We start from the raw sequence: 15,116 nt of genomic DNA on the forward strand, positions 1-15,116 counted from the left end.
GCCGACCTTCACGATGCCGCGCTCGACGCGACCGGTGACCACGGTGCCGCGGCCCGAGATCGAGAACACGTCTTCGACCGGCATCAGGAACGGCAGGTCGACCGGACGTTCCGGCTGCGGGATGTAGGTGTCGACCGAGGTCATCAGCTCGAGGATGCGGTCTTCGCCGATGGCCGGGTCGCGGCCTTCGACGGCGGCCAGGGCCGAACCCTTGGTGATCGGGATGTCATCGCCCGGGAACTGGTACGACGACAGCAGCTCACGAACTTCCATTTCGACGAGCTCGAGCAGCTCTTCGTCGTCGACCATGTCGACCTTGTTCATGAACACGACCAGGGCCGGCACGCCGACCTGACGGGCCAGCAGGATGTGCTCGCGGGTCTGCGGCATCGGGCCGTCGGCGGCCGACACGACCAGGATCGCGCCGTCCATCTGGGCGGCGCCGGTGATCATGTTCTTCACGTAGTCGGCGTGGCCGGGGCAGTCGACGTGAGCGTAGTGACGGTTTTGCGTCTCATACTCGACGTGGGCGGTGTTGATCGTGATGCCGCGGGCCTTTTCTTCCGGCGCGGCGTCGATGTCGGCGTAGTTCTTGGCGGTCGCGCCGCCCGTCTTCGCCAGCACGATCGTGATCGCGGCCGTCAGCGTGGTCTTGCCATGGTCAACGTGACCGATGGTGCCGATGTTGCAGTGCGGCTTAGTGCGTTCGAACTTTTCCTTGGCCATCTTCTTAGCTCCAGGACCCCAGAACCCTTCAAGATGGGGGGGCCTTCAGATTGATTGAACTTCTGGGGTTTGGCGAAAGGGGCTCCTTTGAACCCCTTTCAATCCTGCGTCTAGGCTTTTCCGAGAGGGAAAGCTTAGGCGTACTTCTTGATCACTTCGTCGGCGACGTGTTGCGGCACCGGATCGTAGTGGTCGTAGACCATGCTGAACTGAGCGCGGCCTTGCGACATGCCCCGCAGGGTGTTCACGTAGCCGAACATGTTGGCCAGCGGGACATAGGCGTTCACGACCGTCGCGTTGCCGCGCATGTCTTGACCCTGGATCATGCCGCGGCGGCTGTTCAGGTCGCCGATGACCGAACCCAGATATTCTTCCGGCGTCACGACCTCGACCTTCATGATCGGCTCGAGCAGCTTCGGAGCGCCCTTTTCGCGCAGCTCCTTGAAGGCGGCGCGGGCGGCGATTTCGAAGGCCAGGACCGACGAGTCGACGTCGTGGAACTTGCCGTCCGTCAGGGTCGCCTTGAAGTCGATCAGCGGGAAGCCGGCCAGCAGGCCGCTGTCCTTGACCGATTCCAGGCCCTTCTGGACGCCGGGGATGTATTCCTTCGGCACGGCGCCGCCGACGATCGCGCTTTCGAACACGAAGCCCGAACCCGGCTCGCCCGGTTCGAAGGTGATCATGACGCGGGCGAACTGGCCCGTACCACCGGTCTGCTTCTTGTGCGTGTAGTCGATGTCGACCTTGCGGCCCAGCGATTCACGATAGGCCACCTGCGGCGCGCCGATGTTGGCCTCGACCTTGTAGGTGCGCTTCAGGATGTCGATCTTGATGTCGAGGTGCAGTTCGCCCATGCCCTTCAGGATCGTCTGGCCCGACTCGAAGTCGGTCGAGACGGTGAAGGACGGGTCTTCGGCGGCCAGCTTCTGCAGGGCGACGCCCAGCTTTTCCTGGTCGGCCTTCGACTTCGGCTCGACGGCGATTTCGATAACCGGGGCCGGGAACTCCATGCGCTCCAGGATGACCGGCGACTTCAGCGGATCGCACAGGGTGTCGCCCGTGCGGGTTTCCTTCAGGCCAGCCAGGGCGACGATGTCGCCGGCGTAGGCTTCCTTGATGTCTTCGCGGTTGTTCGAGTGCATCAGCAGCATGCGGCCGACCCGCTCGCGCTTGTCGCGCGTCGAGTTCAGCAGGCTCATGCCGGTTTCCATCTTGCCCGAATAGATGCGGCAGAAGGTCAGCGAACCGACGAAGGGGTCGTCCATGATCTTGAACGCCAGAACCGACAGCGGTTCGTCGTCCGAGGCCTTGCGGGTGATTTCTTCTTCGGTCTTGAAGTCGATGCCCTTGGTCGGCGGGATGTCCACCGGCGACGGCAGGTAGTCGACGACGGCGTCGAGCAGGGGCTGGACGCCCTTGTTCTTGAAGGCCGAGCCGCAGAGGATCGGATAGAAGGCGCCGGTCAGCACGGCCTTACGGATGCACTTCTTGATCGTCTCGATCGAGGGCTCTTCGCCGCCCAGATAGGCTTCCATAGCCTCGTCGTCGAGTTCGACGGCGTTCTCGACCAGGTAGGCGCGGGCTTCCACGGCCTTGTCCATCAGGTCGGCCGGGATCTCCTCGTCGCGGTAAGACGCGCCCAGGCCGTCATTGTCCCAGATCACGGCCTTCATGCGGACCAGGTCCACCAGACCCTTCAGGTTCGACTCGGCGCCGATCGGGAATTGGATCGGCACGGCCTTCGCGCCCAGGCGGTCGCGGATCGACTCGACCGACTTGTCGAAGTCGGCGCCGATCTTGTCCATCTTGTTGACGAACACGATCCGCGGAACCTTGTACTTGTCGGCCTGACGCCAGACGGTTTCGGTCTGCGGCTCGACGCCGGCGTTGCCGTCCAGCACCGTCACGGCGCCGTCGAGGACGCGCAGCGAGCGCTCGACTTCGATGGTGAAGTCGACGTGCCCGGGGGTGTCGATGATGTTCAGGCGCTTTTCTTGCCAGAAAGCGGTCGTCGCGGCCGACGTGATCGTGATGCCGCGCTCTTGCTCCTGCTCCATCCAGTCCATGGTCGCGGCGCCGTCGTGGACTTCGCCGATCTTGTGGGACTTACCGGTGTAATACAGGATCCGCTCGGTCGTCGTCGTCTTACCGGCGTCGATGTGCGCCATGATGCCGAAGTTGCGGTAGTCTTCGATTTTATGCGTGCGGGGCATAGCGATCGCTCTGCGAAACGGGACGGCCCAGGACGGACACGACCGGGATTAAACGTGCGGCGCGGGCGGTTTATCTCAAACCGCCCGCGCCTGAAAGAGTGCTGGAAGCGAAAAGCTTACCAGCGATAGTGCGAGAACGCCCGGTTGGCTTCCGCCATCTTGTGGGTGTCTTCGCGCTTCTTCACGGCGGTGCCGCGGTTGTTCGAGGCGTCGAGCAGCTCACCGGCCAGCTTTTCGGTCATGGTGTTTTCGCCACGCTTGCGAGCGGCGGTCACCAGCCAACGGATGGCCAGGGCGCGGCGACGGTCCGGACGGACTTCAACCGGCACTTGGTACGTGGCGCCGCCGACGCGGCGCGAACGGACTTCGATCGCCGGAGCGACGTTGTCCAGGGCGGAATGGAAGGTTTCGAGCGGACCTTGGTCCTTGCGCTTGGCTTCCAGGATATCGAAAGCGCCGTAGATGATGTTTTCGGCGACGGCTTTCTTACCTTCGTACATCACGTAGTTCATGAACTTCGTGACAACCAGGTCCCCGAACTTCGGATCCGGCAGAACCTGGCGCTTCTCGGCGCGACGGCGACGGGACATTCTTCTTCTTCCTTACTTCGGACGCTTGGCGCCGTAGAGCGAACGACGCTGCTTACGATCCTTGACCCCTTGGGTGTCGAGGACGCCGCGCAGGATGTGATAACGGACGCCGGGCAAGTCCTTGACGCGGCCGCCGCGGATGAGCACCACCGAGTGCTCCTGCAGGTTGTGACCTTCGCCCGGGATGTAGCACACGGCTTCGATGCCGGTGGTCAGACGGACCTTGGCGACCTTACGGAGAGCCGAGTTCGGCTTCTTCGGGGTCGTGGTGTAAACGCGGGTGCAAACGCCGCGACGTTGCGGGCAGCCCTTCAGGGCCGGCACCTTGTTCCGCACCGGCTTCGGAGAGCGCGGCTTACGGATGAGCTGGTTAATGGTAGGCATTAAGTCTCTGCTCTGATGGAAGCGTGTGCCTTTCGGCCGAGGCGCTTCAGGTCCTTGTCTTTGTTGTTCTTGGTTCAAGGCTCCGCTTGGAGACCCGATAAACACGAAACTCGCCGGGGCGCGGGAAGCACACCGGCGGGTTCAAGTTCCCTTGGCCGAAAAGTCCGTCGGGAACGCACGCTCATCAGGACGCACGCGAACGCGCGCCTCGAAAAAGAGCGCGGTATGTACTCGCGAAGCCGCCAAACGTCAACCGCCTGTTCCCGCGTCGGTTAACGCCGCCTTAAGGCCCCATTCGGAGCCTGATTTCGCCACCAGAGGCTGTATAGCGTCACGCTGGGATCGGGCGCTTGTCTTCCCGCGCCTCCACGCCATGTGGGAGTCAGCGGAAGGCGGGGCAAGGAGGGCGGGTGGCGTCGAGCGTCATGCGGAGCGGAGACAGGCGACGGCGGGCGACGATTCTCGCTGGCTCGCTGCTGCTGCATGGGGCGTTGCTGGCCTGGCTGGCCCTGCCAGTTCCGCCGCTGGTCGAGCGCATGGCCGCCGAAGACCTGTCCACGGTGACCATCGACCTGATCCGGCCCCGGCCCAAGGACGTCGAGGCCAGGCCCGCGCGCGCCGCGACCGCCCCGTCCTCGCCGCTGCCCCAGTTCCAGGCGCGCCCGCCCGCGCGCCCCGTTCCCGCCGGCGTCCCGACCCTGAGCGTCCCCGCCTCGGGCCTCGCCAAGCCGGGAAGCGCGACGCACCCCGCGCCCCTGCCCGCCGAGGCCGGCGGCGGCGATCTGCGCTCGGCGCTGCGGAGTTCGACCGGCTGCGTCAGCGCCGACGCCGTCGGCCTGAACCGGCGCGAGCGCGAGCGGTGCGACGAGCGCTTCGGCGCGGCCAAGGCCAAGGGCGAGCCGTTACAGGCGATGGACGCGGCCAAGCGCCAGGGCTTCGACGCCCAAGCCGCCGCCCAGGAGGCCTATCGCCGCTACAAGGAAGGCTCGATGGGACCGGGCGTCGACCACCGTAGTCGCGAGGGCCCCGGCACGATGAAGGAGATCCCCTTCGTCCTCGGCGCGCAGCAGGACGGCCTGGGCCGCGAGCGCCGGGACGTCGTCGATCAGATCCGCCGGGAGCACGACGCCGACGACCGGGCGCGGAAGTTCCTCGAACTCCAGAAGAAGGCCGGACAGCGCCCCTGACCGGGCCGACGGCGGGGCTTGAGCTTTCGCCGCGCTCGCGCCAGTCTGGACGCTCGGTTCAATTCCGTGTGGTTCATGTCAGAGATTGTGCGCGAGGCGCGGGCCTAACAGGCTCCGGACCTCGGTTCGCCGAATTCGTCCGAGGGCGTTTAGGCCCGTCATCCGCCCGCGCGTTCGCTCGGCGGACGCGTGATCGCTTGCCTCGATCTCTCGGACAATCCCTTGAACATCTCAAAACCGCAGCAACGCGTGCTGCACGCCCTGGCCCAGGGCGGCCGCATCGAACTGGAACGCGACGAGAAAGGCCGCGTCGTCTCGGCCGATTGCTACACCCGCGACGGTTGGGCCCTGACCGATGGCACGGTCGCGGTCTTCCAGGCCCTGAAGCGCAAGAAACTGATCGCCAGCCGGGACGGCGGCCCCTACCGGATCACCCGGTTGGGGCTCGGCAATCTTCGCGCCCAGCTCGATAACCGCGTGGGCGCCAAGGCCTGGTAGGTCAGGTCGTCGCCTTGAAGAACAGGACGCGCGCGGCGCCATAGTCGCGCGCGTCGATCTGCTCGAAGCCTTCGAGAACCGGGTCGACCTCGCCCCGGCCGCGCTCGAACATCAGGATCGCGCCGGGGGCCAGCCAGCCGCCGGCGCGCATCTCGGCGACGGCCTTCTCGCCCAGGCCCTTGGCGTAGGGCGGGTCGAGAAAGGCGATGTCGAACGGCGCGCCGGCGCTGGCCGGACGGGGCCCCAGGTCCGTGGCGTCGCGGCGATGGACGCGCGTGACGCCGAACAGGTGCATGGCGTCGATGTTCTCGCGGATCGCGCCGCGCGCGGCGTCGTCCGTCTCGACGAACAGACAGAAGGCCGCGCCGCGCGACAGGGCTTCCAGCCCCAGGGCGCCCGAGCCGGCGAAGACGTCGATGACCCGCGCGCCATGCAGGTCCGGCGCCCAGGCGGCGTGCTCCAGGATGTTGAACACGGCCTGGCGGGCGCGGTCGGAGGTGGGGCGGGTGGCCTCGCCCGGCGGGGCGACGATGGCCTTGCCCTTGTGCTGGCCCGAGACGATTCGCATCAGGCGGCCGTTTCCTTGGCGGGCCGGGGCGTCAGGCGACGGCCGACCAGGTTGAGGCCGATCACCAGCGCCGCCATCAGAGCCCAGCCCCACGGCTTGACCAAGCTGAAGATCGTCAGGCCGCACATCAGGCCGGGCAGCAGCGCCACCCGCAACAGCACGAACACGGCCTCGGTGACCGGCATCGGCTCGGTCAGCTTGCCGACGAAGGCCGCGTAGGCCCAGACCAGCCCCATCGCCAGACCGATGAGCGCCACGTGGCCGACATAGACCAGCACGGCTTCGCCGTCGTGCTTCTCCCAGAGAAGCTCGGTGACCATCGGCAGCAGGGCGATCAGGCCCAGCACCAGCAGATTGAAGACGTCCAAGCCGCCATTGGCCCGCGCCAGACGGGAGAACACCCGTCGGTGGCTGAACCAGCAGACCCCCACCACCGCGAACGACACGGCATAGGCGGTCAGCTTGGGCCCCATCTGGACGAAGAGATCGGCGATCCCGCGCCAGTGATGCGGCGGATGGATCTCGATGGCCAGCAGGGTGATCGCGATCGCGAAGACGGCGTCCGAGAAAAGCACCAGCCGGTGCAGATGGCCGGGGCTGGCGTCGCCCGAATTCGTGTCACTCATGCTTGGCCCCTTACATCGCGTAACGGGATGTGTGCCGTCCCCGTCGCCTCGCGGCAAGCGGGTGCTTTACAAGATCGCGGTCGCCCCCTCTTAGTCGGGGCGAAGGGAAGAGGCGAACGCACGATGGGCATGGGCGAGATCATGGAGGCGGCGAAGCGCTCGCGCTTTCTGTCCGACCTGTCGCCCTTCGACCGCGATCCGTGGCGAAGCGTCTTCGCCGTGCCGGTCGGCGTGCTGGCCGGGGCCGTGGGCGCTCTGCTGGGCGCGGTGTCGGCGGCGCTGATCGTCCTGCTGATCGTCAGCGGCCTGGATGGCGCGCCGGCGGCGTCCGACCTGTTCAAGGTGCTGTCCGACCCGAACCTGACCGAGCCGACGGCGCGGCAGTCGCTGTTCATCCTGTCGGCCCTGGTCGGCGTCAATCTGGGAGCGGCCGTCGGCTTCGTCGCCGCGGCCGGCGCGATCCACCACCGCAAGATCATCGACTATGTCAACGACGGCGAGCCGATCCGCTGGCGGCTGATGCTGGGCGGACTGCTGCTGGTCGGGACGGTGATGAGCACGGCCGTCGGCGTCTCCAGCCTGATGGGCCAGACGATCGATCCGCCGCTGCTGAAGATGTCGCCGAACCTGGTCGGCCGCGCCTTCTACGCCGCCCTGGCGATCGGCCTGCTGATCCTGGCCGCCGCCGCCGAGGAGCTGGTGTTCCGAGGCTGGCTGCTGAAGCAGAGCGCCGCCTATGCGCGCGACCCGGTCGTGCTGATGATTCTGAACGGCCTGCTGTTCGCCGCCGTCCACCTGGACCCCAATCTCGACGCCTTCCTGATCCGCGCGGCCATGGGCGCGGGCCTGACCTGGATGGCCCTGCGCCTGGGCGGCATCGAGCTGGGCATCGGCGCCCACGCCGCTAACAACGCCGTGATCCTGCTGCTGCTGCGGCCGATGACGACGCGCCCTGACGCGCCGCACGAGTTCAAGGCCGGGCTGATCGCCAGCGCCCTGGTCGTGCTGGCCGGTTTCATCGGCGTCGGCGAGCTGGCCGTCCGCTGGCCGGCCTTGCGCCGCTGGACCCGCGCGACGCCGGCGACCGCCTAACGCTTGGCTGGACCCCGCGGCGCCGGTCCGCGAGGCGCCGGGTCGCGCGCGGGTCGCGGACCCGGACGAGCGCCCGCTGGCCTGCCCGGCTTCTCCGAGAGACGACGCGCCGCGCCCTCGGCGGGCTTCGCGCCGGAACGGGCCGAGGGCTTGCCGCGCGCGACGGGCTTCTTGTCGTCGATGAACTTGGTCTCGATCGACTTGGCGGGACGCTTGGCCTTCGCCGCGCCCTTGGCCGGGCCGTGCGGCGAGGTCTTTTTCTTGGGCCGCGCCCAGCCTTCCTTGTAGGCGGGCTTTTCCGGCTTTTCCGGCGCGTCGGGGACCACCGCCCGGTCGGCGCGCGGGGCGCCCCGGCGCTGGACGTCGCCGCCGCCTTCCGTGCCTGGCGCCTTGGCGGCGTTGGCGACGCCGCCGAACTTCGGCCGGTCGCCGGTCGGCATGTTCTCGGGCGGCACGACGCCTTCCAGAAGCTCGCGGATCACCCGAGGGCCGACCTCCTCGATCTGACCGGCCGCCAGGGTTCCGAGGGCGAAAGGACCGTAGGACAGGCGGATCAGGCGATTGACCTTCAGGCCGATCGACTCCAGCACCTTGCGGACCTCGCGGTTCTTGCCTTCCGACAGGCTGACCGTGATCCAGACGTTCTTGCCGCCGCCGGCCCGGTCGTGCGCCTTGTCCAGCTTGGCGTCGACGGCGCCGTACTTGACGCCCTCGAGGGTCACGCCGTCCTTCAGCGTGTCGAGCTTGGCCTGCGTCGTGTCGCCAAAGGCGCGAGCGCGGTAGCGGCGGACCCAGGCGTTGCTGGGCGTCTCCAGCGCGCGCGACAGCTCGCCGTCATTGGTCAGCAGCAGCAGGCCCTCGGAGTTCAGGTCGAGACGCCCGACCGAGATCAGCCGGGGCAAGTCCTTGGGCAGCGACTGGAACACCGTCGGCCGGCCCTTGGGATCGCTGTGGGTGGTCATCAGGCCGGTCGGCTTGTGGTAGCGGAAGATCCGCGTCGGCTCGCGCTCGGCCACCAGCTGGCCGTCGACGGTGAGAAAGTCTCCGGGCGCGACCTTGACCGCCGGGGTGGTCAGCACCTTGCCGTTGATCGCCACGCGGCCGGCCTCGATCAGCCGCTCGACCTCGCGGCGCGACGCCACCCCGGCCCGCGCCAGCGCCTTGGCCACCCGCTCGCCCGGGCCGCCGTCCAGCTCGCCGTCTTGACCGTCGAGGTGAGGCTCGTACAGGGGATCGTGAGGTTTGGTCATTTTCGGCGTCCTTCTAAGGCTGGGCGCATCTCTCGATGGGCTTTCAGCTAATGCGCACCGATCAGGGCGAGGATCAAGATGAGGCGATGATGCGCTTGGCGCTCGACGCCGCCCGCGCGGCGGCGGCGGCGGGCGAGACGCCGGTCGGGGCGGTGATCCTGGACCCGAGGACCGGCGAGGTGATCGCCACGGCCGGCAACGGTCCGATCGGGGCCCACGATCCCACGGCCCACGCCGAGATCGCCGCCCTGCGCGCGGCGGCGACCCGGCTCAAGAACTACCGGCTGACCGATCTGACCCTGGTGGTGACGCTTGAGCCCTGCGCCATGTGCGCCGGCGCGATCAGCCACGCGCGGATCGGTCGGGTGGTGTTCGGGGCCGAGGACCCCAAGGGCGGCGCGGTCGTGCATGGCCCCCGGTTCTTCGCCCAGCCCACCTGCCACTGGCGGCCGGAGGTGACCGGCGGCGTGCTGGCCGACGAAAGCGCCGAACTGCTGCGCGGCTTCTTCCGCGCCCGTCGAAAAAAGACCTGAACCGGTCTTCGCATCGCTTTGACGGAAAACCGGCGTCCACTTTTCCGCGCGATGCTCTCCTGTTTTCCGCATCGCTTTCGCGGAAAACCGGCGTCCACTTTTCCGCGCGATGCTTAGCTGATCAGGGCCGAGCCCAGCATGATCTTCGAGCCGGGCTTGCCCAGCACCTGGTCGGCGGTCTTCTGCAGCTCGCGGCTGATATAGTCGATGTCCGGCGGCGCCCCGCCGCGCAGGCCGGCGGCGTAGATCATCAGCACCTGGGCGAAGGCCGCGCGCAAACGCGGGACCGAGGCCTGGGCGCGCTTCATCAACTCCGGATCCTTGACTTCCAGCCCCGTCTCCAGGGTCATGACGCCCCGGCGGCCGTCGCGGCGCATGACGATGGCGTTGATCGGATCGAGCGCCAGGAAGGTCGTGGCCTTCTTGTCCCCCTTCTCTTCCTTCTTTTCTCCGGCCAGGGCGGCGGCGGGCGTCAGGACGGAACCGCCGGCCAGGACGGCGGTCAGGGCGAGCGTCAGGAGGCGGCGAGAGCGGCGCATGCGGCCTTGGTAGCGCGACGTGGTTGACGTCCTCTTTACGCCTGCGGGCGCATCAAGACGCGTTAACCAAGATTCGCCGCCGCGCCCTTAGGCCGGCGTGCGTCGCGAGGAGGCAGACCTTGGGCCGTTTTTCACCCCAATCCCTCGATCTGGACGGCAAGGTGATCCTGGTCACCGGCGGCACCGGCTCCTTCGGGCGGCGGTTCATCGAGACCGTCCTGAGCCGCTATAACCCGCGAAAGGTCATCGTCTACTCCCGCGACGAATTGAAGCAGAGCGACATGCAGATCGAGCTGCGCGAGCAGTTCGATCCGAAGACCTACGCCAAGATGCGCTTCTTCCTGGGCGATGTCCGCGATCGCGAGCGCCTGACCCTGGCCCTGCGCGGCGTCGACATCGTCATCCACGCCGCCGCCCTCAAGCAGGTGCCGGCCGCCGAGTACAATCCGTCGGAATGCATCCACACCAACGTGCTGGGCGCCGAGAACGTGGTCTGGGCCAGCCTGAACAACGCCGTTAAGCAGGTGGTGGCCCTGTCGACCGACAAGGCCTGCAACCCGACCAACCTCTACGGCGCGACCAAGCTGGCCTCGGACAAGACCTTCGTGGCGGCCAACAACCTGTCGGGCGACATCGGCACGCGCTTCTGCGTGGTGCGCTACGGCAATGTGGTCGGCTCGCGCGGCAGCGTGGTGCCGCTGTATCGCCGGCTGCTGGCCCAGGGCGCGACCGAGCTGCCGGTCACCGACCCGCGCATGACCCGCTTCTGGATCACCCTGAACGAGGGCGTCGACTTCGTGCTGTCGTCGCTGACCCTGATGCGCGGCGGCGAGATCTTCGTGCCGAAGATCCCGTCCATGGCCATGCCCGACCTGGTCAAGGCCATGTCGCCGGACGCCCGGATGAAGGTCATCGGCATCCGGCCCGGCGAGAAGCTGCACGAGATCATGATCAGCGCCGACGACGCGCGCTCGACCGTCGAGTTCGAGGACCGCTTCGCCATCGAGCCCAACTTCGCCGAGTTCGGCCGCGCCCCCTACGCGGCGTCGGACGGCGCCAGGCCGGTCGCCGAGGACTTTTCCTACAGCAGCGACAACAACCACGACTGGCTGTCGCCCGAGGGCCTCCTGGCCATGCTGGAGGAGAAGTCCGCGCGATGACCGGCTTTCTCCCCTACGGCCGGCAGACGATCGAGGACGACGACGTCGCCGCCGTGGCGGAAGCCCTGCGCGGCGACTTCCTGACCACGGGACCGACCGTCGAGGCCTTCGAGACGGCCTTCGCCGCCAAGGTCGGCGCCCGCCGCGCCGTCGCCGTCTCGAACGGCACCGCCACCCTGCACCTGGCGATGATGGCGCTGGGCGTCGGCGAGGGCGATGTCTGCGTCGTCCCCTCGATCACCTTCCTGGCCACCGCCAACTGCGCCCGCTATGTCGGCGCCGAGGTGGTGTTCGCCGACGTCGATGCCGACAGCGGCCTGATGACCCCCGACACGCTCGGCCGGGCTCTGAATGGCATCCGCGGCAAGCGGGTGAAGGCGGTGCTGCCCGTCCATCTGCGCGGCGACGTCTGCGACCTGCCGGCGCTGAAGGCCATGGCCAGCGCTTCCGGCGCGACCCTGGTCGAGGACGCGCCCCACGCCCTGGGCTCGGTCGGGACCTTCGACGGCGTCGCCCACCCGGTCGGCGACGGGGCCTATTCCAGCTTCGCCAGCTTCTCGTTCCATCCGGTCAAGACCCTGGCCACCGGCGAGGGCGGGATGCTGACCACCAACGACCCCGACCTGGCCGCTCGCGCCCGCCTGCTGCGCTCGCACGGCATGGTTCGCCAGCCAGGCGGCGATCCGTGGTGGTACGAGATGCCGGAACTGGGCTTCAACTATCGCATCCCCGACGTCCTGTGCGCCCTGGGCCTGTCTCAGTTGAAGAAGCTGGACCGCTTCGTCGCCCGCCGTCGCGCGCTGACCGGGCTCTACGCCCGCAGGCTGGCCGAGCGCGCGCCGCGCGTTCGGCTGGCCGCCAGCCCGGCGCACTCGAACCCGGCCCTGCACCTCTTGACCGTGCTGATCGATTTCGAGGCCGAGGGCCTGTCGCGCCGCACGGTGGTCGACAGCCTGAAGGCCAGCGGAATCGGGACGCAGGTTCACTATATCCCGGTGCACCGCCAGCCCTACTACGCCCAGCGCCAAGGCGTCGCCGACCTGCCCGGCGCGGACGCCTGGTACCGGCGCTGCCTGACCCTGCCCCTCTATCCGACCATGGCCGACGGGGACGTCGACCGCGTGGTCGACGCCCTGGCCGCGATCCTGGGCTGATCAGCTCGCGAGACTGATCTGAAGGATCGGCGTGATGTCGGTGAACCGGGGCACGTCGCCCATGACCTCGGGCGCGCGCGGTCCCGCCAAGGAGGCTTGCAGCGCTTCCACGTCGCGGAAGGTGAGATTGACGATCACGACATACGGCGCCGGCGCGTCGCCGCCGCCCGACACGCCCTTCAAGACCTGGACCCCGGTGAGACCCGTGGGCGTGAAGGCCTCCTTCACCAGCGGGATGTGGGTGGCGTCGTAATAGGCCTGGTCGAACTTCGCGCCTTCGGCGGCGGGATAGAGGACGGTCAAAACAGCCATGGCGATCTTCCCTAGAGCCCTTTCCGATCTGATTGATCCAATCAGATCGGATAAAAAGAGCTCGAAATCAAAGGTTTAGAGCATTTTTCGATCCGATAACCGTTTCACACTTATCGGAAAATGCTCTAGGCGACCCGAACGGCCGCGCGCGACAACCTTACCCGGCGCCGCCGGGGAAGAGTCAAAGGGGCTCGCCCCCATTTCCTGGAACGCTTCCCAACCGTCGCTCGCCAGAGGGCGCGATCCTGGGTCGAGCGGCCCCGTGGGCTAGCCTGGACAGGCTTAAATTTTGTTCATGCGCCTCCAATGGCGCCGCTCGGATACTCTCACGCTCGAAGCCATTCGAGGGGATCCATGTTTCGCACCGTTCGCGCGCTCGTCGCGGCCCTGATCGCATCCAGCGCCGTGATCGGCGTGGCCCAAGCGGGCGAGTATAGACCGACCTTCCATCCGGAGAGCTTGAAGGGCCCGCCCCACGGCGCGCCCAACACCGTGCTGGTGCTGGGCACGCCGCACCTGTCGGGCCTGCCCAAGAGCGTCGACCTGGCGCTGCTGTCGCCGCTTCTGGACCGGCTGGCCGCCTGGGCGCCCACCGCCATCGCGACCGAGGACCTGTCGGGCCTGCAATGCGACGCCCTGCGGCGTAACCCGGCCCGCTACGCCCAGACCGTGAAGATGTATTGCCCAGACACCATGGCGGCCGAGCGCGCGGTGGGGCTCGACGTTCCCGCCGCCAACGCCGAGGCCGAGCGGCTGCTGGCCGCCTGGCCCGCCGCGCCGACGGGCGCCCAGCGCCGGCGCCTGGCCGCGGTGTTCATGGCCGCGGGCGAGCGGGGCTCGGCCCTGGTCCAATGGCTGCGGCTGCCGCCGGCCGAACGCACCGTCGGCGACGGCCTGAACGACGAGCTGGTCGCGGCGCTGGAAAAGCTCAGGGTCCGTCGCAACGAGAGCGACCAGGTCGCGGCCGTCCTGGCCGCGCGGCTGGGCCTGGAGCGCCTGTGGTCCGTCGACGATCACTCCGCCGACACGCCCGACAGCCCCGATCCCGCCGAGCAGAAGGCGGCGGAGGCCGCGATCACCGGCGCCTGGAACAATCCCGCCTCGCGCGCCCAGCAGGCCGAGAACGACCGGCTGAGCCAGGGACTGACCAGCGCCGAGGGCCTGCTGCGACTGTATCGCGCCTACAATGGTCCGAAGGCCCAGCGCCTCGTCTATGAAAGCGATTTCGGCGCCGCGCTGGCCGAGCCCTCGCCCCAGGGCTTCGGACGGCAATATGTCGGCTACTGGGAGACCCGCAACCTGCGCATGGTCTCCAACATCCGCGACGTGCTGGGTCAGCATCCTGGCACGCGGATGCTGGCCATCGTCGGCGCGTCGCACAAGGGCTACTACGAAGCCTATCTGAACCAGATGCACGACGTCCGCCTGACCGGCGCGGACGTCGTGCTGCGGTGAGGCGAGGCGGCCGTTGACGGCTTGAACGGCGACGCCGCCGGGAGACGACGTGAGCGCCGCCCGCGAGAGCCTCAAACCGACGACGGCTTGGACAGGGTTTTTCGATAGTCCGCGACGGGCAGACCCCCCACGCCCCAATCTTCCATGTCCACCTCGTCGATGACCACGAAGGTGGTCGCGGGAGTCTTGTCCAGAACGTCCGCCAAAAGATCGGTGACGCCTTTGATCAGAGCGGCTTTCTGGTCCGGCGACGCGCCTTCACGCGTGATCTTGATATTCACATACGGCATCCCATCAAATCCTCATGGTTGGCGTTCGATGATCTGGAAGACCTTGGCGATGATCCGCCACCGCCCCTCCGTGCGCACCAAGGTCAGGAAATCGACGAAATCCCGCGGGCCAATCGAACAGCGGACACGCGCGACGGCGGTGTTGGCGCCGGCAAGGTCGATGGCGTCGACATGATCGCGTCGGACTTCGCCACGGGAGGCGGGCGACTGCCGGACGGCGACGACCGACGCGTAATCCTCCAGGGTGCGATACAGCATCGGCGTCTCGTCGGCCGAGGCGTAGATGGCCTTGGGATGGAAGACGGCCCGGAGCTTGCCGACGTCGCAGAAATACAGCGCGTCGAAATAGTCCTGAAGCAGGCGGCGAATGTCGATCGCGGCCGGGGTCAAGCGACGGCCTCGCGACCGAAAAGCCCTTCCTGACGCCTGGCGCCGCGAACCGACGGGCGGGCGGCGATCCGCGACGACGACGAGCAGACGCCCAGTCTCAAATACGGCCGCATGGAAACCCCTGTTGAGCGGTGACGCGCGGACACTAT

The 15,116-nt window shown here is 67.7% G+C and carries 18 protein-coding genes and 1 pseudogene; 8 read left to right on the forward strand and 11 right to left on the reverse strand.

All coding sequences use genetic code 11. The features are described from left to right. The 4 genes from OR37_RS19075 to rpsL form a co-directional block, all read right to left on the reverse strand. Nucleotides 1-726 (reverse strand): elongation factor Tu (locus OR37_RS19075; RefSeq protein WP_004624013.1); only part of this gene is annotated, 726 nt, incomplete at its 3' end. 134 nt (nt 727-860) lie between these two features. Further along, nucleotides 861-2,939, reverse strand: coding sequence for an elongation factor G (fusA, locus tag OR37_RS19080; protein WP_004624014.1), 2,079 nt, complete (start codon nt 2,937-2,939; stop codon nt 861-863). 116 nt (nt 2,940-3,055) lie between these two features. Further along, nucleotides 3,056-3,529, reverse strand: coding sequence for a 30S ribosomal protein S7 (rpsG, locus tag OR37_RS19085; RefSeq protein ID WP_004624018.1), 474 nt, complete (start codon nt 3,527-3,529; stop codon nt 3,056-3,058). 12 nt (nt 3,530-3,541) lie between these two features. Next, nucleotides 3,542-3,913, reverse strand: a complete 372-nt coding sequence (rpsL, locus tag OR37_RS19090; protein ID WP_004624021.1) for a 30S ribosomal protein S12 — start codon at nt 3,911-3,913, stop codon at nt 3,542-3,544. Between the two features lie 23 nt (nt 3,914-3,936). On the opposite strand from rpsL, the pseudogene OR37_RS21360 reads away from it, so the two are divergent. From OR37_RS21360 to OR37_RS19100, 3 genes and pseudogenes are all read left to right on the forward strand, one after another. Further along, nucleotides 3,937-4,200: pseudogene (locus tag OR37_RS21360) on the forward strand (hypothetical protein). A gap of 123 nt (nt 4,201-4,323) precedes the next feature. Continuing rightward, complete coding sequence (locus tag OR37_RS19095) at nt 4,324-5,100, forward strand: hypothetical protein (protein WP_004624022.1); 777 nt, start codon at nt 4,324-4,326, stop codon at nt 5,098-5,100. Between the two features lie 222 nt (nt 5,101-5,322). Next, nucleotides 5,323-5,598, forward strand: a complete 276-nt coding sequence (locus OR37_RS19100; RefSeq protein ID WP_035017736.1) for a YjhX family toxin — start codon at nt 5,323-5,325, stop codon at nt 5,596-5,598. Between the two features lies 1 nt (nt 5,599). Here the strand turns inward: OR37_RS19100 and rsmD are convergent, their stop codons facing one another. Then, on the reverse strand, nt 5,600-6,166 hold the full coding sequence (gene rsmD, locus OR37_RS19105; protein ID WP_004624027.1) for a 16S rRNA (guanine(966)-N(2))-methyltransferase RsmD: 567 nt from the start codon (nt 6,164-6,166) through the stop codon (nt 5,600-5,602). After that, entirely contained in the window at nt 6,166-6,792 is a 627-nt protein-coding gene (locus tag OR37_RS19110) for a TMEM175 family protein (protein ID WP_004624028.1), read from the reverse strand. The genes rsmD and OR37_RS19110 overlap by 1 nt, the downstream gene beginning before the upstream one ends. Before the next feature lie 129 nt (nt 6,793-6,921). Here OR37_RS19110 and OR37_RS19115 point away from each other — a divergent pair, with 129 nt between their 5' ends. Then, nucleotides 6,922-7,884 (forward strand): CPBP family intramembrane glutamic endopeptidase, encoded by a 963-nt coding sequence (locus OR37_RS19115; protein ID WP_235046606.1) that lies wholly within the window; start codon nt 6,922-6,924, stop codon nt 7,882-7,884. Here OR37_RS19115 and OR37_RS19120 read toward each other — a convergent pair. Next, on the reverse strand, nt 7,881-9,134 hold the full coding sequence (locus tag OR37_RS19120; RefSeq protein WP_004624032.1) for a pseudouridine synthase: 1,254 nt from the start codon (nt 9,132-9,134) through the stop codon (nt 7,881-7,883). The genes OR37_RS19115 and OR37_RS19120 overlap by 4 nt on opposite strands. A gap of 50 nt (nt 9,135-9,184) precedes the next feature. Between OR37_RS19120 and tadA the strand changes: the two genes are divergently transcribed. Next, nucleotides 9,185-9,667, forward strand: coding sequence for a tRNA adenosine(34) deaminase TadA (tadA, locus tag OR37_RS19125; protein WP_081613000.1), 483 nt, complete (start codon nt 9,185-9,187; stop codon nt 9,665-9,667). Between the two features lie 113 nt (nt 9,668-9,780). Here the strand turns inward: tadA and OR37_RS19130 are convergent, their stop codons facing one another. After that, on the reverse strand, nt 9,781-10,206 hold the full coding sequence (locus OR37_RS19130) for a hypothetical protein (RefSeq protein ID WP_004624038.1): 426 nt from the start codon (nt 10,204-10,206) through the stop codon (nt 9,781-9,783). 119 nt (nt 10,207-10,325) lie between these two features. Here OR37_RS19130 and pseB point away from each other — a divergent pair, with 119 nt between their 5' ends. Together pseB and pseC are read left to right on the forward strand one after the other, a co-directional pair. After that, entirely contained in the window at nt 10,326-11,366 is a 1,041-nt protein-coding gene (gene pseB / locus OR37_RS19135; RefSeq protein ID WP_004624040.1) for a UDP-N-acetylglucosamine 4,6-dehydratase (inverting), read from the forward strand. Continuing rightward, nucleotides 11,363-12,520 (forward strand): UDP-4-amino-4,6-dideoxy-N-acetyl-beta-L-altrosamine transaminase, encoded by a 1,158-nt coding sequence (gene pseC, locus OR37_RS19140; protein WP_004624042.1) that lies wholly within the window; start codon nt 11,363-11,365, stop codon nt 12,518-12,520. Before pseB ends, pseC begins: the two co-directional genes overlap by 4 nt. Here pseC and OR37_RS19145 read toward each other — a convergent pair whose 3' ends face one another. Continuing rightward, nucleotides 12,521-12,832 carry an EthD family reductase gene (locus tag OR37_RS19145; protein ID WP_004624044.1) on the reverse strand — a complete coding sequence of 104 codons (312 nt, stop codon included), beginning with the start codon at nt 12,830-12,832 and terminating at the stop codon, nt 12,521-12,523. A 354-nt stretch (nt 12,833-13,186) separates the two neighbouring features. Between OR37_RS19145 and OR37_RS19150 the strand changes: the two genes are divergently transcribed. Continuing rightward, complete coding sequence (locus OR37_RS19150; RefSeq protein WP_004624047.1) at nt 13,187-14,287, forward strand: DUF5694 domain-containing protein; 1,101 nt, start codon at nt 13,187-13,189, stop codon at nt 14,285-14,287. A gap of 71 nt (nt 14,288-14,358) precedes the next feature. On the opposite strand, the gene OR37_RS19155 is transcribed toward OR37_RS19150, so the two are convergent. Together OR37_RS19155 and OR37_RS19160 are read right to left on the reverse strand one after the other, a co-directional pair. After that, nucleotides 14,359-14,577 carry a tautomerase family protein gene (locus OR37_RS19155; protein ID WP_004624049.1) on the reverse strand — a complete coding sequence of 73 codons (219 nt, stop codon included), beginning with the start codon at nt 14,575-14,577 and terminating at the stop codon, nt 14,359-14,361. Nucleotides 14,578-14,589: 12 nt separating this feature from the next. After that, a complete protein-coding gene (locus tag OR37_RS19160) occupies nt 14,590-14,967 on the reverse strand; it encodes a nuclear transport factor 2 family protein (protein WP_004624052.1) in 378 nt (125 codons plus the stop codon). Nucleotides 14,968-15,116 lie beyond the last annotated feature (149 nt).

The organism is Caulobacter vibrioides OR37, assembly GCF_000372645.1.
GTDB classification, from domain to species: Bacteria; Pseudomonadota; Alphaproteobacteria; order Caulobacterales; family Caulobacteraceae; genus Caulobacter; species Caulobacter vibrioides_E.